The 17,960-nt window shown below is 48.4% G+C and carries 12 protein-coding genes and 5 pseudogenes; 14 read left to right on the top strand and 3 right to left on the bottom strand.

The features are described from left to right. Positions 1 to 51 precede the first annotated feature (51 nt). Complete coding sequence (locus GYMC52_RS09330; RefSeq protein ID WP_013523879.1) at positions 52 to 750, top strand: GntR family transcriptional regulator; 699 nt, start codon at positions 52 to 54, stop codon at positions 748 to 750. Positions 751 to 786: 36 nt separating this feature from the next. After that, positions 787 to 1,611 (top strand): annotated as a pseudogene (locus GYMC52_RS09325) (glucuronate isomerase); the annotation flags it as partial. A gap of 22 nt (positions 1,612 to 1,633) precedes the next feature. Here the strand turns inward: GYMC52_RS09325 and GYMC52_RS09320 are convergent. Further along, positions 1,634 to 2,512, bottom strand: coding sequence for an IS982 family transposase (locus GYMC52_RS09320; RefSeq protein ID WP_012820634.1), 879 nt, complete (start codon positions 2,510 to 2,512; stop codon positions 1,634 to 1,636). Positions 2,513 to 2,617: 105 nt separating this feature from the next. Between GYMC52_RS09320 and GYMC52_RS09315 the strand changes: the two are divergent. From GYMC52_RS09315 to ltrA, 5 genes and pseudogenes are all read left to right on the top strand, one after another. Further along, positions 2,618 to 3,214: pseudogene (locus GYMC52_RS09315) on the top strand (glucuronate isomerase); the annotation flags it as partial. A gap of 7 nt (positions 3,215 to 3,221) precedes the next feature. Beyond that, a complete protein-coding gene (gene uxuA, locus GYMC52_RS09310; RefSeq protein ID WP_013523878.1) occupies positions 3,222 to 4,337 on the top strand; it encodes a mannonate dehydratase in 1,116 nt (371 codons plus the stop codon). Then, positions 4,313 to 5,158: an SDR family oxidoreductase gene (locus GYMC52_RS09305; RefSeq protein WP_013523877.1), complete on the top strand. Its 846-nt coding sequence runs from the start codon at positions 4,313 to 4,315 to the stop codon at positions 5,156 to 5,158. Before uxuA ends, GYMC52_RS09305 begins: the two co-directional genes overlap by 25 nt. 81 nt (positions 5,159 to 5,239) lie before the next feature. Then, positions 5,240 to 5,881, top strand: coding sequence for a YesL family protein (locus GYMC52_RS09300; RefSeq protein WP_013523876.1), 642 nt, complete (start codon positions 5,240 to 5,242; stop codon positions 5,879 to 5,881). Positions 5,882 to 6,702: 821 nt separating this feature from the next. After that, positions 6,703 to 7,964, top strand: a pseudogene (gene ltrA / locus GYMC52_RS09295) (group II intron reverse transcriptase/maturase). Positions 7,965 to 8,049: 85 nt separating this feature from the next. Here the strand turns inward: ltrA and GYMC52_RS09290 are convergent. Then, positions 8,050 to 9,273, bottom strand: a complete 1,224-nt coding sequence (locus tag GYMC52_RS09290) for an endo-1,4-beta-xylanase (RefSeq protein WP_013523875.1) — start codon at positions 9,271 to 9,273, stop codon at positions 8,050 to 8,052. A gap of 372 nt (positions 9,274 to 9,645) precedes the next feature. Between GYMC52_RS09290 and tnpB the strand changes: the two are divergent. The 5 genes and pseudogenes from tnpB to GYMC52_RS19980 all read left to right on the top strand — a co-directional run bounded on the left by tnpB (position 9,646) and on the right by GYMC52_RS19980 (position 14,163). Continuing rightward, a pseudogene (tnpB, locus tag GYMC52_RS09285) lies at positions 9,646 to 10,759 on the top strand (IS200/IS605 family element RNA-guided endonuclease TnpB). 531 nt (positions 10,760 to 11,290) lie between these two features. After that, positions 11,291 to 12,085: a Nif3-like dinuclear metal center hexameric protein gene (locus tag GYMC52_RS09280; protein WP_013523874.1), complete on the top strand. Its 795-nt coding sequence runs from the start codon at positions 11,291 to 11,293 to the stop codon at positions 12,083 to 12,085. 38 nt (positions 12,086 to 12,123) lie between these two features. Then, a complete protein-coding gene (locus tag GYMC52_RS09275) occupies positions 12,124 to 12,777 on the top strand; it encodes an SGNH/GDSL hydrolase family protein (RefSeq protein WP_013523873.1) in 654 nt (217 codons plus the stop codon). Between the two features lie 82 nt (positions 12,778 to 12,859). After that, positions 12,860 to 13,405, top strand: a complete 546-nt coding sequence (locus GYMC52_RS19985) for a response regulator (RefSeq protein ID WP_230982688.1) — start codon at positions 12,860 to 12,862, stop codon at positions 13,403 to 13,405. Beyond that, entirely contained in the window at positions 13,330 to 14,163 is an 834-nt protein-coding gene (locus GYMC52_RS19980; protein ID WP_230982687.1) for a hypothetical protein, read from the top strand. The genes GYMC52_RS19985 and GYMC52_RS19980 overlap by 76 nt, the downstream gene beginning before the upstream one ends. A 52-nt stretch (positions 14,164 to 14,215) precedes the next feature. On the opposite strand, the gene GYMC52_RS09265 is transcribed toward GYMC52_RS19980, so the two are convergent. After that, positions 14,216 to 15,391 (bottom strand): IS701 family transposase, encoded by a 1,176-nt coding sequence (locus GYMC52_RS09265; RefSeq protein WP_013523872.1) that lies wholly within the window; start codon positions 15,389 to 15,391, stop codon positions 14,216 to 14,218. Positions 15,392 to 15,510: 119 nt separating this feature from the next. Here GYMC52_RS09265 and GYMC52_RS09260 point away from each other — a divergent pair. Continuing rightward, positions 15,511 to 16,526, top strand: a pseudogene (locus tag GYMC52_RS09260) (family 43 glycosylhydrolase); the annotation flags it as partial. 92 nt (positions 16,527 to 16,618) lie between these two features. Beyond that, positions 16,619 to 17,956, top strand: coding sequence for a xylose isomerase (gene xylA, locus GYMC52_RS09255; protein WP_013523871.1), 1,338 nt, complete (start codon positions 16,619 to 16,621; stop codon positions 17,954 to 17,956). The last annotated feature ends 4 nt before the right edge of the window (positions 17,957 to 17,960 follow it).

Genomic DNA, 17,960 nt, shown 5'->3' with positions numbered 1-17,960 from the left:
ATGTACTTTCTCACTGCCATACTAGTATATAAGAAAAAGGGGAATCGCACGGTGATCTTTACTGCCCAACAAAGCCAACAAATTAAAAGTTCTGTCAGGGGTTCAGCGCGCGACCAGTTGTACGAGATGCTAAAGGAAAAGATTTTGCGCCTTGAGTTGGAACCAGGAACAAAAATTTCCGAAAAGGAAATCGCGGAGCAATTGCATATTAGCCGCACCCCGGTGCGGGAAGCATTTCTCAAACTGGCGCAAGAAGAATTGCTTGATATTATTCCGCAAAGCGGAACAATTGTTTCGCGCATCAACTTGGAACATGTGGAGGAAGGGCGCTTTATCCGCGAGGTTGTCGAGAAAGAAGTGGCCGTTTTAGCTTGTACGAAATTGCGTCAAGATCATCTATTTGAAATGGAGAAGAATATTGCGATGCAAGAGTTGTGTGCCGAAAAAGGAAATTTTCTTGAGTTGTTTGAGCTTGATGAAAAGTTCCATCAGCTCATTTACGATGGCTGCCGAATGTCGCGCTCGTGGAAAATGGTGCAAAGTTTAAACAGTCATTTCAATCGTTTGCGTGTACTGAGATTGTCATCCGATCTCGATTGGGACATTATTATTTCCCATCACAAGCAAATTTATCGGTTAATTGCGAATAAAGAAGCAGAGAAAGTGCGTCAGGTGATGGAAGAGCATTTGCGGCTTGTCGAATTTGAAAAAGACGTACTAAAAAGACAGTATCCTCATTATTTTGTATAAGTTGTCGGAAGTTTCGGTTTGCGGGAGGGAGACAGTGTGCAGCCGTTCATTCATGAAAATTTTTTGCTGCAAAACAAGCATGCCGAAGTGTTATACCATGACTATGCTAAATCGTTGCCGATTATTGATTATCACTGCCATTTGAGCGCAAAAGAGATTGCAGAAGACCGGCGGTTTCATGATATGACGGAGCTTTGGCTCGAGGGGGATCATTACAAATGGCGGGCGATGCGGGCGCTGGGAGTCGAAGAAAAATATATTACAGGAAACGCTTCCCCTGAGGAAAAGTTTCGAGCATGGGCGAAAACGGTGCCGTATTGCATCGGGAATCCACTCTATCATTGGACGCATTTAGAGTTAAAACGCTATTTTCAAGTGGATGTCCTTCTGAATGAGCGGACGTGGCGTGAAATTTGGGATCATTGCAATGCTTTATTGAGACAGGAAGGATTCTCAGCCCGCTCTTTCATTGTCAAATCTAATGTGGAGTGGATTGGGACAACGGACGATCCGCTCGATGATTTAGTTGATCATCAAGCAATTGCCCAAGATCCATCATTTCTAGTAAAGATTGTTCCGTCTTTTCGTCCTGATGCAGTCATTGAAATCAACCGCCCTTCATTTTTAGACTATGTGGGAAAGCTAGGGGAAGCAGCTGGCCTGCCGATTAATGATTACGATCAGCTGTTGCAAGCCATTGAAAGCCGAGTGCGTTATTTTCACGAGAAAGGATGCCGGATGGCTGATCACGGCTTAGAATCGATGCCGTATGCGGAATGTAGTTGGAAAGAAGTCAATCATATTTTTCAAAAGCGAAAAAATGGGTTTGTCTTGAGCCATAAGGAGGAGGAAAAATATAAAAACCCGTGGTGCTAGTTGAGCGTCAGCGCTCAACCAGCCCTAGTGTGACCAGGGAATAAGCCACCAAGATGCCATCGAGTGCCACTTCAAACCCGGCAATGGAATTCGCCCGAATGTCGGTGATCCGGTATTGGTCCACGAGAATCGAAAACACCGTCTCGATGACTTTGCGTTTTTTCTTGATCCATTCTTCCCATGCCTTGGATGGGCCGTGCTTTTGATTGTGTCGAGACGGTGTCCAGAACGCGGCTTGGTGTTCTTCATACAGCTTTTCTCGAAGAGCGCGGCTGATGTACCCTTTGTCTCCAAAGTTGTAGGGATGAGGGATTTGAGTCATCACCGTTTCAGCCGCTTTGACGTCGTGGCAGGACGCTTCCGTCACGACATAGCCCATGGCCAGCCCTTGATTGGTCACTTGAAGATGCAGCTTGAAACCGTAGTACCATTGCTTTTTGGAAGCACAATACCCCATATCCGCGATCCCTCGAAATCGCTTGACGCGCTGCATTCTCGCGGGATGGCACAACGGAAGAGGCAAACTGTCAACAACGGCATAAGCATGGTGTTGGCCACGTTTGGCTAGTTCATGACGAATCCATTTGACCGCGAAGCCAAGCGCTCGGCAGCGGCGGTTGTATCGGGAGCGTTCAAGAAACGAGCCGTTTGTGAACAAATTTCCCGTGACAAAGCGATGCCAGGCTCGTTCAGAAGAAAAGCCCAGCAGCTTCCCCAAAAGGTGAACCGCCATGACCACTTCGTCTTTTTGCTTGACCAAGTGACGGTTGCGGCGATGAAGATACATTTGAATCAACGACAGTTGAGCAGAAACAAAACAGAAAATAGCGGCATATTGTTTTTGAAGTTTGGCTGGATCTGTAGTAAAATGAAAGTGCTCTTGCATGGGGGATCTCTCCTTTCGAATGTTGGGTGACACTTTCATTCTACTGGAGATCCGCCAGCAAGGGCTATTTTTATGCTTGTCTGAGTTTTATCTAGCACCACGGGTTATAAAACTTTCACTTTATGCTTCTTAGCCCGATTGTACCACTCGCTTGGTTGGGTGATGCAGCTGCACATCGGTTCGATTCGAAATACAAATGAAAAGATGTTTCAGCGTCTTGGTCCGAATACAGGATATGACTCGATTCATGATTTTTTTCTTGCCCAGCCGTTAAATGCCTTTCTTAATGAGCTAGAGCGCAGCGATCAACTGCCAAAAACGATTGTGTACACATTAAACCCTGCTTATAACTATATTGTCGCCTCAACGGTCGGCAATTTTCAATCAGAAGGGGTAAAAGGGAAAGTTCAATTTGGCGCAGCTTGGTGGTTCAATGATCATCAAGATGGCATCATCACACACTTGACGGATCTTGCCAATGTCGGTGTGTTCAGCACGTTTGTCGGAATGTTGACCGATTCAAGGAGTTTTGTGTCTTATGTACGCCACGAGTATTTTCGCAGAATTGTATGCAATTTGATCGGTTCATGGATTGAAAAAGGAGAGGTTCCGCAAGACTATGATTTTTTAGGGAAAATCGTTCAAGATGTATGTTACTTCAACGCGAAACAATACTTTCAAGTCGGCGTGGGTGGGGGATGAGATCAGAATGAAAATGACGTTTCGCTGGTTCGGAAAGGAACATGATACTGTTTCATTAGATCACATTCGGCAAATTCCAGGAGTTGAAGGAATCGTTGGAGCTCTATATCATATTCCAGTCGGTGAAGTATGGCCGGTTGATGATATATTGGAACTCAAACGGCAGGTAAATGAAAAAGGATTTCATCTTGAAGTTATTGAGAGCGTCAACGTCCACGAAGATATTAAACTTGGTTTGCCCTCGCGAGATCGATATATTGAAAACTATAAACAGACGATTCGCAACTTGGCGAAAGCAGGAGTGAAAGTGATTTGTTACAACTTTATGCCGATTTTTGACTGGACTCGTTCCGATTTAGCCAAAAGGCGGCCTGACGGGTCGACAGTGCTCGCCTATGAGAAACAAAAGATTGAACAAATCGATCCGGAGGAAATGATCCGCCGCATTGAAAGCGGAGCGAACGGGTTTTTGCTTCCGGGATGGGAACCGGAACGTTTGAAAACAATCAAGCCTCTTTTCTCGCTATATAAAGGGGTAACCGAAGATGATCTATTTGACCATTTGCGTTACTTTTTGGAACAAATCGTTCCAGTGGCGGAAGAGTGTGGCATTCGGATGGCTCTTCATCCTGATGATCCACCTTGGTCGGTGTTCGGATTGCCGCGAATTGCGACCAATAAGGAGAATTTGGAACGGATCGTTCATATGGTCAACAGCCCGGCGAATGGGTTGACGTTATGCTCCGGGTCGCTTGGAGCCAATCCGGCCAACGATGTCCCGGACATTTTTCGCCACTTTTTGAGAATGGGACGAGTGCCATTTGCTCATGTACGGAATGTCGAAATTCACGCGAATGGCGATTTTGAGGAAACGTCTCATCGCAGTTGTGACGGTTCGTTGAATATATGCGAGATTATGAAAACGTTGCATGAAGCTGATTTTCAAGGGTACATTCGACCGGATCACGGCCGAATGATTTGGGGGGAACAAGCTCGTCCTGGTTACGGGTTGTACGATCGGGCGCTTGGCATCATGTACCTGCTGGGCATTTGGGATAGTTTGGAGAATGAAAAAAAGAAGCGAGAAGGTGAGAAGACATGCTCCCGATCCATCCAAGTTTAAAAGGCAAGGTAGCGGTTGTAACGGGCGGGGGTGGGGTATTGTGCAGCTGCATGGCGAAAGAGCTGGCCCGTCAAGGAATGAAAGTGGCGATTTTAAATCTAACATTCGAGAAAGCTGAAATAGTAAAGAACGAGATCGAAGAACAAGGCGGCCAAGCGCTGGCTATTCAGTGCGATGTTCTGGATGTCGAACGCGTCAAACAGGCGGCAGAAATGGTAGCGGAAGTTTACGGGCCGTGCGATGTCCTGATTAATGGGGCAGGCGGAAACCATCCGCAAGGCATTACGACAAAGGAAATATTCGAGTTGCAGGATCTAGAGAATCAAGAAATTACAACGTTTTTCGATTTGACGACAGAAGGGTTTTCCTATGTTTTTGATTTAAATATTCTTGGGACAATCATCCCGACGCAGCATTTTCTCAAACAGATGGTGGGCAGAGGGGGAACAATCATTAATATTTCCTCGATGAGCGCTCCGCGGCCGATGACGAAAGTGCTGGCGTACAGTGCGGCTAAAGCGGGAATTGAAAACTTCACGAAATGGCTGGCTGTGCATGTCGCCGAGATCGGGGTTCGCGTCAATGCGATTGCCCCGGGATTCTTTTTGACGAAACAAAATGAACATCTTTTGAAAAATCCTGATGGATCGTATACGGAGCGGACGAAAAAAATTTTGATGCATACACCGATGCGGCGGCTCGGCAAGCCGGAAGATTTGTTAGGGACACTTCTTTGGCTTGTAGATGATCAAACGAGTGGATTTGTCACCGGAACCATTGTGCCTGTTGACGGCGGCTTTTTGGCCTATGCTGGAGTTTGAAGGGGGAGTAAACAAAGTCTCCCTTCTTTTTCTGTCTTATGGTATACTAGTGGAAAAGTGAGGATAAAAGGTGGATGAATCATGCGTACCGGCTTGCTGGATGGAAAGTTGTATTGGGCTTGTGAATGGATTACAAGGCTTGCATACATCAATCTATTGTGGCTTTTTTTTACCGTCCTTGGACTCGTCATTCTCGGCATTGCTCCGGCGACGGTGGCGCTGTTTACGATCGTAAGGAAGTGGCTCCTCTTTCATGATAGCGATGTTCCAGTGCTGAAAACATTCGTTCGCACGTATAAAGGTGAATTTTGGCGGGCGAACCGGATCGGGCTTTTGTTGATGGCGGTAGCGTATATTTTCTATATCGATCTTTTATACATTGTCCACGTGCCAATGGAATGGAGATTTCCGTTTTCTGTCGCTTTGCTCGTCATTTTGATTTTTTATGCAGTGACGCTTTTATATGTGTTCCCGATCTATGTGCATTACGAATTGCGCTTTTGGCAATATATCAAATATGCCTTTCTCATTGGAATGGCCAATCCATTCATGACGCTCGTTATGTTGATTAGTGTCGGGGCCTTGTTCGTCTTATTGATGTATATTCCGGGTTTAATCCCGTTTTTCAGCATCAGTTCGCTCGCCTTGGTGGTGATGAGTGGCGCATTGCGTGTATTTCGCAAAACGGAAGAAAAACAGGCGGCCAGGAAGCAAGGAAATTGACTACTTCCCCACTTCCCTTGAAGGGTGGTGATTTAGTGAAAAAACCACGAAAAACACTGTTTTCTCAAGTTGAGAAACCTTTTAAAACCAAGCCTTCTCTCGCGCCCCCAAACACTGATTAAGCGAAAGTCACCGTTTTTCACCGGCCTTCTTGAGGTGAAAGTGAAGAAGCCAACCGTTGCGCGAAAGGCGGGTAGCGGGCCTGCATTGATCGGACAACAATGTTGATCCGTTAGAAAAATCATCCCCGGGAAACGGGGCTGATTTTGACCAGTACGCCCGGCATGGGTGCGACGCTATAGGATGAAAGTCCCGAACGGGGGCTGGCGAGCGCCTACCGTTAGCTGAAGGCAAGGGTGTCCACCGCGAGGTGGAATCTGAAGGAAGCTGGAGGCAAACACTTGACCTGAGGTACACGAACCCAATGGGAGGCCGCCATAGTCGGACGAGTCTGCGGAACAAGACGAAGTCCTAAGCCGCTAAGGGCTGTGGAGGTAGATTGGGCAGGTGCATGAGTGGAAAGTGTCCATCCTTATCCGGGGAGGCCTGTACGGAACGCCTTCTGACGATGGCAACCAGAAGTGCTGAACGTACAGGAGTCAGCAGAGGCCATAGTACTGGAGTAAGGGACGCCTGAAACAGGAAGGGCCGAACGTCAACTCAGGGATGAATCAGACTCTTTCGAGATGTTGTGTGTCGAAGCAGAATTCCTTTCGGAACTCATCTGAGGAAGCAAGGGTGAAGCCCAGAGGGCCTCAGGTCGAGGGCTGAGCGCAACCCGGCAAGACCTGAATCTCATCCCGCGGAAGGAGAAGATCACGATGGCTTTGTTGGAACGCATCTTAGCGAGAGACAACCTCATCACGGCGCTCAAACGGGTCGAAGCGAACCAAGGAGCACCGGGAATCGACGGAGTATCAACCGATCAACTCCGTGATGACATCCGCGCTCACTGGAGCACGATCCGCGCCCAACTCTTGGCAGGAACCTACCGGCCGGCGCCTGTCCGCAGGGTCGAAATCCCGAAATAGGGCGGAGGCACACGGCAGCTAGGCATTCCCACCGTGGTGGACGGGCTGATCCAACAAGCCATTCTTCAAGAACTCACACCCATTTTCGATCCAGACTTCTCCCCTTCCAGCTTCGGATTCCGTCCGGGCCGCAACGCCCACGATGCCGTGCGGCAAGCGCAAGGCTACATCCAGGAAGGATATCGGTACGTGGTTGACATAGATCTAGAAAAGTTCTTTGACCGTGTCAATCATGACATCCTGATGAGCCGGGTGGCCCGAAAAGTCAAGGATAAACGCGTGCTGAGACTGATCCGTGCCTACCTGCAAGCCGGCGTTATGATCGAAGGGGTGAAGGTGCAGACGGAGGAAGGGACGCCGCAAGGCGGTCCCCTCAGCCCCCTGCTGGCGAACATCCTTCTCGACGATTTAGACAAGGAATTGGAGAAGCGAGGATTGAAATTCTGCCGTTACGCAGATGACTGCAACATCTATGTGAAAAGTCTGCGGGCAGGACAACGGGTGAAACAAAGCATCCAACGGTTCTTGGAGAAAACGCTCAAACTCAAAGTAAACGAGGAGAAAAGTGCGGTGGACCGCCCGTGGAAACGGGCCTTTCTGGGGTTTAGCTTCACACCGGAACGAAAAGCGCGAATCCGGCTCGCCCCAAGGTCGATTCAACGTCTGAAACAGCGGATTCGACAGCTGACCAACCCAAACTGGAGCATATCGATGCCAGAACGAATTCATCGCGTCAATCAATACGTCATGGGATGGATCGGGTATTTTCGGCTCGTCGAAACCCCGTCTGTCCTTCAGACCATCGAAGGATGGATCGGAGGAGGCTTCGACTCTGTCAATGGCTTCAATGGAAACGGGTCAGAACCAGAATCCGTGAGTTAAGAGCGCTGGGGCTGAAAGAGACAGCGGTGATGGAGATCGCCAATACCCGAAAAGGAGCTTGGCGAACAACGAAAACGCCGCAACTCCACCAGGCCCTGGGCAAGACCTACTGGACCGCTCAAGGGCTCAAGAGTTTGACGCAACGATATTTCGAACTCCGTCAAGGTTGACGAACCGCCTAGTGCGGACCCGCATGCTAGGTGGTGTGAGGGGACGGGGGTTAGCCGCCCCCTCCTACTCGATTGCACGCATGCCTTATCTATGATCGACAATGGCCCAATACGCAGGTTTGACCTTGTAATCTGGCCCAAAAACAAACGGCGCATCTTTTCCTTTCCCTTTTTCCACTTTTGCGTACGGAGCGTTCGGGTCGACAACAACATTCCCGTTGGCGTCATAGTACACATCCGCACGGCTGTCGAGCCACGTATGATTGTCGGCGATGCCCCAGAAGGTGACGTTGCTGATTTTGTCGTCGAGTTTTTCATACAGCTTGAACAAACGATCATAACGGGCCGCTTGGTCTAGAAACTTTTGCTCCGGAATGGCGTCATACGTCGGGTAAGCTCGTGGCGGCCAGCCGTACATGCTGACGTCAAGCTCGGTAATTTGGTTATCCAAGCCCAGTCCGGCAAATAGGTTGATCGTTTTTTCTATTTCGCTTTCAGAAGGCCAGCTGATTTGGATGTGGGACTGATGTCCAATGCCGTCAATCGGGACGCCTTCTTCTCTTAACTGTTTGATCAGGTTATAAAGGGCCGTTCGCTTCGGTTCAACTTCTGTATTGTAGTCATTGATATAAAGTTTAATGTCATCGCCGCCGTATTTTCTTGCCGTTTGAAACGCCGTTTTAATATAATCAATGCCGGCGATTTGATACCATGGAGAATTGCGCAGCTTTCCGTCGTCCCCGACAACCTCATTCACAACGTCCCAATATTTTATGTCATCTTTATACCGTTTGACAATTGTTTTAATATGGGTTTCGAGCCGCTTTAACAACAGCTGTTTATTTTGTTCGCGTTTCACGGGGTCTGTTTCATTAACCATTGGTTTACCTTCCTTATCAAGAAAGAACCACTGCGGCACTTGGTTGTGCCAAACGAGTGTATGGAAGCGAATATCCATGCCATTTTCTTTGGCAAACTTCACAATTCGATCCGCTTGTTCAAAATTGAATTTTCCTTCCTCAGGCTGAATGCTGATGGGTTTCATCACGTTTTCGGCAACAATGCTGTTAAAATGGCGTTTTAACATTTGTGCGTCTTTCTCATTTAGTAGCTGGTAAGGTTCAACGGCCGCACCAATCGTGAATGAGTTTTTGTAGCGCTGATCCAATTGCGGGGCGTGCAATGCGCTGATGCTAGGTTTTTTTGTATAGGAATCCGCATTCTCAGCAGATGCGCCAGTCATTCCCATAGGCAACAATAACGCTAAAGCTAATCCAATAGTCAATGGTTTACGCACAACATTCCGCATACCATTCCTCCTCATTCCTTTTTTATATCGTTGTTAGGGATGAAAGGGCTTTCTTTTTAGGAAGCGCAAGGTGCTAAATTTCATCCCCATTTCATTTTATCAATGTCAACTTTGTTTGTAAATCAAATATACTAACTTTTCGTTATATTGTATTAAATTTGGTCGAAAGGACCTAAACACCTCTCTTTGAAGTGTTAGTTTTTCAATGATTTCGTTTATCATCTCTCGCCGAGAAGCCCCTCACTTCCACGCACGAGCGGAAGTGGGGGATGAATCGGTATTCGCCATCGCTCTCCCTCTTGCCTCCAACGAATCAAAGGTGTAAAATAGACAGAAATAGAACAAATGTTCCGTTCAAAAGGAGGGAAGGTCATGCACAAAGCCTACCGCTTCCGGCTGTATCCCACCCGAACACAAGCGGAACGGATCCATCAAACCATCGGGTGCTGCTGGTTTGTGTACCATCACGTTTTGTCCGAATAGAATCAGGCGTATGAAACAACAGGGTCGGGGCTTGGCTATAACGAATGTTCTAAGCGGTTGACCGCGTTGAAGCAGACACTTCCGTGGCTGAAAGCGCCGGATTCCACTGCCTTGCAAAACGCGCTGCAACAGTTGGACGGGGCGTTTAACCTGTTCTTCGATGGAACGGCGAACCCTCCCCGCTTCAAAAGCAAAAAAACACCCGAATCAATCGTACACCGCCTGGTGCAACGCCCCGAAAAAGGGACGCCCATCGATCGAAGTGGACGGCCATCGATGGAAACTCCCGAAGCTCGGATGGGTGGCGTTTGCCAAAGGTCGTGAGGTGGAAGGCCGCATTCTCTCCGCCGCCATTTGTCGAAACCGAACGGGGAAGTATTTTGTCTCCATCCTTGTGGAAACGGAAATCCCTCCATGGCCCACAACCGACAAGCAAGTGGGCGTCGATTTGGGGTTGAAACATATGGTGGTTCTTTCCACTGGAGAGAAGATCGAACACCCCCAGCATTGGCGTCGATACGAAGAGAAACTGGCGTACTGGCAGCGGGTGATGTCCCGCCGGAAGCTGGGCGGTTCGAACTGGCAGAAAGCCCGCTTGAAGGTGGCCAAGCTTCATGAGAAAATCGCCAACTGCCGGAACGATTTCCTGCACAAACGGTCCACTCGCCTCATCCGCGAAAACCAAGTGGTGTGAGTGGAGGACTTGCGTGTGCGGAACATGCAGAAGAATCACAAGCTGGCCAAATCCATTTCCGATTCCGCATGGGAGCGTTTTCTCAACATGATCGAGTATAAAGCGAAATGGTACGGGCGGACGGTGGTCCGTGTCGGGAGCACGTTCCCATCGAGCCAATTGTGCTCGTGCTGCGGACATCGGCAGGTTGAGGTGAAATCGCCCGACATCCGCGAGTGGGTGTGCCCAACCTGCGGAGCCGAACATGACCGGGATCATAACGCCGCCCGGAATATCCTGCAGGAAGGGCTTCGTTTGCTGTCGTTGTAAGGCAGTCGAACCGTAGGACGCACGGGGATGGCTTGGTGGACAGCCTGCCGTGGGGCGGGTGTTCCCAACCCAAGAATCTCCCACCTCGAAGCGTGAGCGTAGGTGGGAGAGCGTTCAAAGATTAAGGTAAGCAATTGATGGAAGAGGAGATCAATTACAGCGATATTCCATTTTCATAAACATGCATAGTATGGCTGGGAGGTTGATGATATAACGGTAGCGAATAGTTGTCTCAACAGTGAAAACGGATGGTACTTTTTCTACTGACGGTATACGAATGACACGATTGAAAATTACAAAAATTCCGTATATAATTAGTTTGGATAGAAAACATACTTATTTGTGTTGTTTTTATCTGTTATTTTCGAGAAGGAGAAAAAATAAGATTTTAGAGCAGCAGAACGATATCTTTAAGAGAGCCAGAACAAAGTAGTTTAAATGAAAATCATTGCTCACCACTTATTTTTCATGAACAAACATAGAAAAGTGGATTTCATGACAGCTGGCGTAACAGGTGAGAGGAGCAGAATGATGGCAATCACTGTTCAAGATGTGTTGGACCGATTAACGGCGTCGGTGGGGAAAATTCCGAATACCGTGGATACTCTTATGTATGGAGACCGAAACATGGAAGTGAAGGGAATTGCGACGAGTTTCATGCCGACTTATCGCGTCATCCAACAAGCCATTTCCATGGGAGCGAATCTTCTCGTCACTCATGAAGGATTATTTTACAGTCATACTGACAACACTAAAATGATGCAAAAGGATCCAGTATATCAGGGAAAGATTCGCTTGATCCGCGAGTCGGGCATTGCGATTTACCGATTTCATGATTACTGGCATCGACATCAACCGGATGGAATCATGGTCGGTTTAATCCGCGCTTTGGGTTGGGAGTCATATGTTTCCAAATATTTGCCGACCGCTGCAATTGTGGCGATTCCTCGCATGACGGCAAAGGAAGTGGCTGAATATGTGAAGGAAAGGTTGCGCGTTCCATTTGTACGGATATCTGGAGATTTATCTGCGCCATGCGCCCGCATCGGGCTATTGGTGGGGTACCGAGGCGGCGGAGCATTGTCGATTCCATTGTTTGAACAGGAAAATCTCGACGCGATCATCTATGGAGAGGGACCTGAATGGGAGACACCGGAATATATTCGGGATGCCGTGTACCAGGGAAGACAAAAGGCGTTGATTGTGCTGGGACATGCGGAAAGCGAAGAGCCCGGTATGAGGCATTTGGCTGAATGGCTGGGATCTCAATTTCTTGATATTCCCGTCTATTTTATTCCGGAAACGACGATCTTTCAGGTGATTTGATGGCAAGTTTGTATTGATATTTCAAGGGGGAAGGGCAAATGAAAATCGGACGTGGGGAAAAATTGTTGTTTATTGGCGATTCGATCACCGATTGCGGCCGCGCCCAGCCAGAGGGGGAAGGATTGTTCGGAGCGTTGGGGACAGGATATGTAGCCTATGTGGATGGTCTCCTGCAAGCGGTTTATCCGGAACTAGGCATCCGCGTCGTCAACAAAGGGATCAGCGGCAATACGGTGCGAGATTTGAAAGCAAGATGGCAAGAAGATGTTATTGCCCAAAAACCGGACTGGGTATCGATTATGATAGGCATTAACGATGTTTGGCGGCAATATGATTTGCCGTTCATCAAAGAGAAACATGTATACTTGGATGAATACGAAGCGACGCTCCGCAACCTTGTGCTCGAGACGAAACCGCTTGTGAAAGGAATCATTTTGATGACACCGTTTTATATCGAAGGAAATGAACATGATCCGATGCGCCGGACCATGGATCAGTATGGTCTCGTTGTCAGACAAATTGCCGAAGAAACAAACAGTATATTCGTTGATACCCAGGCTGCTTTTAACGAGGTATTAAAGACGCTTTATCCGGCGGCATTGGCTTGGGACCGCGTTCATCCGTCTGTTGCGGGACATATGATTCTAGCAAGAACGTTTTTGAAGGCGATTGACTTTGATTGGGGGAAATGAAATAACGCCCAGCTGCTTGAAGGAACAGATATGTTTCTAAAAAAGCAAGGGCCATCGTTTTGGAGAAAAAAAGGGGATCGGGATGCATAAAGTCATGTTGGTCGATGATGAAATGTTTGTGCGGGAAGGCATGAAAACATTGATTGATTGGGAAGGATGCGGATATCGAATTTGTGGGGAGGCGGATAATGGAGAGCAGGCGCTCCGTGAGGCAGCCAAGTTGCGTCCCGACCTTATCGTGACAGATATTCGGATGCCAGGAATTGACGGACTTGAATTGATTCAGAGGGTATCCCGAAGCGGACAAACAGGAACGAAGTTTATTGTGGTGAGCGGATACAATGACTTTTTCTACGCGCAACAATCGATTAAATATGGGGTTTGCGACTTTTTATTAAAACCGATTAATAAAAGAGAGTTTGAACAGTCGTTATCAAGAATGGCGGAAGTATTGAATCAGGAGAAGGAAACGAGAAAGAAGCAGCAAGCTGAGTTCTTGTTTTATGAATGGGTCACAGGAAAAAAGGGGACAAGTCTCAGGGAAATGGGAGATTGGGGGGCTCTTCGTCTATACTTTCGGGTTATGCGATCATCGAGATCAACGGCAAGGTCGATATGGTCCATATAGCTACCGATGCCGCCTACAAAACTAAAATTAAGGAAATTTACCATCGCGTTGTCAAACAGTCGATCCATTTTCCAATCTATGAGCACGGAAGGCAGCGATACGGGCTATTGTTTATTGGTGATGGCGAAGAGGAGATACGTCATAATCTATACCGGTTCTCTGAGCAACTCGCGAACGTTCCTCTTGATGTGACGATTTTTGTTACCGCTTTTGCGTCGCCCGTTGACCGTCTTCAAGAACGGATTAGGGAAGCAGGTGAAGCGTTGTGTTATAAATACGTCAGCGACGAGAGAATCGTTTTTTATGAACAGGTAAAAGAAATCACGCTTTCTTATCCCAGCGTTGATGATGGACAATGCCAAACATTGGTGGAGTATATAGAAGAGGCGCGGCTGGAGCAACTGATGACCGCCATGAAAGATCTGTTCGCCCAGTTTCGTGCCCGCCGCTTGTCTGCTGAGGCTGTGAAGACGTTTGTCCTTTATTTCGTACAGAAAGCGCTTCAGCTCGTCAAACGAGCAGGGGCATGTGAGGAACAACTGACGACTTTGCCCCGAGTGCTAGAATGTCAAGACTATCCTTTCCGTTTGGAAGAATTGAGGAAAAGGCTGATGGATTTTGCGGTGGAATGTTGCTGGATAGTGGAAGAACAAAGGAAGCCGCTTTCACTATGTGAAATTCATAAAATATATATTGAGGAGCATTATGCTGAAAATATCAGCCTAAAAAGCATTGCTAAACAATTTTACTGTAGATGAGCATTTTTCATTACAATAATTTCCATGGTTAGCGAGATAAACAGGGTCCCCCTTACGCGATACGGAGCTGTTTTTTGATCACATCAATGGGAATTCCTTGCTTCGCGGCGTCATAAATGAACTCCACGACGCTGTGGTCTTTCCGCGACCGGAGAAGCTCCAGCCCGGCGGAGAGGGTTTGTCGGGATTCGGCGATGCTGTACACAGAGGCCAAGAGCACCACCGCCCAATACCGTTTCACCGCCCGAACGTGGCGGACGCGGTATTCATCCAGCTTCAGTTGATCTTTCGCCTGCCGGAAAAAGCATTCGATCGTCCAGCGCTGGGCGTAGTAACGCAAGATGTCTTCGTCCCCGAGCCCCCGGTCGGTGCTCAAGACACAATGGAGATGTTCCGGCGTCATCGGCTGATCCGCCTTCCAAGCCAGCAGCACCACCGCGTCATCGAGGCCATGGATCGCCCCCTCATAGCGATACACGCGGCAACGCTCCTTCCCCATCGTGACGAGGCGGGTGTCTTTTGGCTCGATATAGCGGGCGAACTGCTTCGCTTGGATCGCAATGCCTTTCGGATAAAGAATCCGGTTCGTCTTGAGCATCGCGATGACATGAAATCCCTTGCTCAAGCAGGCTTCGATGAGCTTTTTGGACGGGTACCACGAATCCATGAGCACATACACCGGCCGATCCGGTTCCACCTTGAGTGAGGAAAGCATCTCGATCGCCAGGTCGATTTTGCTTCTTCCGGCCTTCTTGTCATACAAGCGGAACGCGAACGGAAACGCCTGCGTGAAGGTGTGCACCATCAGCCAAACGAGCGAATGCCCCCAAACCGATTGATGATCTTTATGCGAGTAGTGCCAATCACACCCTTGAATGGCGTGCGTTGCCCGTGACGAAGGCTTCGTTTTTTGGCAAATCGTATCATCAATCGAGACAAAAAGAGGCTGATTCTTTCGCTCGATTCGGCGGAGGATCCACTCTTGAAGCTTCCCAAGCAGCCTTTCCTCATCCCAAGGGCTTTTCGTGAAAAAGTGACTGAGCGTCGTTCGATGATTCGGATGAAAGCTCCAGTGATGAATATCGGTCAATGTTCCCGAGAATCCCTTGGTGGTCAAGGCATCGACGATATGAATGAGATGCTTGATGACCGGTTTGGAAAGCTGCAGCGTTAACCCCAACGTGAAGAAAAACTTGTGGATTCCTTGGTGATGTGCTAATCTATTCATGAGACATGAACCTCCTTGTGGGTAGTTGTGAGCACATCTATTTTATCCAAGGAGTCTGGTTCATGTCTCCTTTTTTGTTTGGTTGTCAATTTATGTTAGTGAATTTGCTCATCTACAGTTATTATTTATTGACGGCGGAAGGGGGAACGCGATACAACCATGCGGCGACGATTGCCCGGTCGCGCTCTCTCTATGGTCCGTATGAGGTGCATCCCGACAATCCGCTGATTACGTCGTGGCCTTATCCGCGAAACCCGCTGCAAAAGGCTGGCCATGCGTCGATTGTCCATACTCATACGGACGAATGGTTTCTTGTTCATTTAACTGGTCGGCCGTTGCCAAGAGAGGGGCAGCCGTTGCTGGAACACCGCGGCTATTGCCCGCTCGGACGTGAAACGGCGATTCAACGGCTTGAATGGAGAGACGGTTGGCCTTATGTCGTGGGGGGAATCAACCTTCGTTGGAAATCGATGGTCCGAACGTTGAGGAAGTTCCGTGGAAAAAAGATTACGATGAAAAAGATGATTTTGATGGTGATACATTAAACCACCATTTTCAAACATTGCGAATTCCTTTAAGGGAAGACATCGCTACCTTAAAGGCTCGTCGCGGACATTTGCGGCTGTACGGAAGAGAATCGCTTACTTCCCGGTTTACACAGGCGTTTGTCGCCAGACGATGGCAGCACTTTCATTTTGTTGCCGAGACGAAAGTGTCCTTTCGCCCAACAACCTTTCAGCAATCGGCTGGTCTAGTAAACTATTACAATACGCAAAACTGGACAACACTGCAAATCACATGGCATGAGGAAAAAGGACGGATTCTTGAATTGATGTCATGCGATCATCTCGTGGTTGATCAACCATTGTCGGGAAGGGAGATTGTCATTCCTGATGACGTTGAGTATGTGTATTTAAGGGTAACCGTGCAAGCAACAACATACAAATATTCTTATTCTTTCGATGGAATGGACTGGATCGATCTTCCCGTCATGTTCGAATCATATAAACTGTCGGACGACTATATCAAAAGTCGAGCTGCGTTTACCGGCGCCTTTGTCGGCATGCATTGCCGGGACGGTTCGGGGCAAAACAACTATGCAGATTTTGACTATTTTTTGTACAAAGAATTATAGGAAACTTTGTTTATATGATAGACAAACAAATATGAAAGCGTTATAATAAAACTGAAACAAATCATTCTCGCTTATTTAAGGAGGACTTGGACATGGCGTATTTCCCGAATATCGGAACCATTCCATATGAAGGACCGGAGTCGCGCAATCCGTTGGCGTTTAAGTTTTATAATCCGGAAGAAAAAGTCGGCGACAAAACAATGGAGGAGCATTTGCGCTTTTCGGTCGCCTATTGGCATACGTTCACGGGGGATGGATCGGATCCGTTTGGCGTCGGCAATATGATTCGTCCGTGGGACAAATATAGCGGCATGGATCTAGCAAAGGCGCGCGTCGAGGCGGCGTTTGAGCTGTTTGAAAAGCTGAACGTTCCGTTTTTCTGCTTCCATGACGTCGACATTGCGCCAGAAGGGGAAACGCTCAGCGAGACGTACAAAAACTTGGATGAAATCGTCGATATGATTGAAGAGTACATGAAAACAAGCAAAACGAAGCTGCTGTGGAATACGGCGAACTTGTTCAGCCATCCGCGCTTCGTTCACGGGGCGGCGACGTCGTGCAATGCCGATGTGTTCGCCTATGCGGCGGCGAAAGTGAAAAAAGGGTTGGAGATCGCCAAACGGCTCGGAGCGGAAAACTACGTGTTCTGGGGCGGCCGGGAAGGTTATGAGACGCTGCTGAACACGGACATGAAGCTGGAACTTGACAATTTGGCTCGCTTCTTGCACATGGCGGTCGACTATGCGAAAGAAATCGGATTTGACGGCCAGTTTTTGATCGAGCCGAAGCCGAAAGAGCCGACGAAGCACCAATATGACTTCGATGTGGCGACGGCGTTGGCGTTCTTGCAGACATATGGGCTGAAAGATCATTTCAAATTCAATATTGAAGCGAACCATGCGACATTGGCCGGGCATACGTTTGAGCACGAGCTGCGCGTCGCCCGCATTCATGGCATGTTGGGCTCGGTCGATGCGAACCAAGGCGATACGCTGCTCGGCTGGGATACGGACGAGTTCCCGACAGATTTGTATGCGACGACGCTGGCGATGTATGAAATTTTGCAAAACGGCGGCCTTGGGCGCGGCGGCTTGAACTTTGACGCGAAAGTGCGGAGAGGCTCGTTTGAACCGGAGGACTTGTTCTACGCTCATATCGCCGGGATGGACAGCTTTGCGATCGGTTTGAAAGTCGCCCATCGCTTGTTGGAAGACCGCGTGTTTGAACAGTTCATCGAAGAACGGTACAAAAGCTATACAGAAGGCATCGGCCGCGAGATCGTCGAAGGGACGGCGGACTTCAAAAAGCTTGAGGAGTACGCCTTGCAGCTCGGCGAAATTCGCAATGCGTCCGGCCGTCTCGAACGCTTGAAAACGCTGCTCAACCAATATTTGTTGGAAGTCAGCGTGCCGAGCGTATCCCGTTCGTGAAAGA

Source organism: Geobacillus sp. Y412MC52, assembly GCF_000174795.2.
Taxonomy (GTDB): domain Bacteria; phylum Bacillota; class Bacilli; order Bacillales; family Anoxybacillaceae; genus Geobacillus; species Geobacillus thermoleovorans.
Note: the sequence above shows the minus strand (reverse complement) of the source record. Positions and strands in the feature narration are given on the sequence as shown.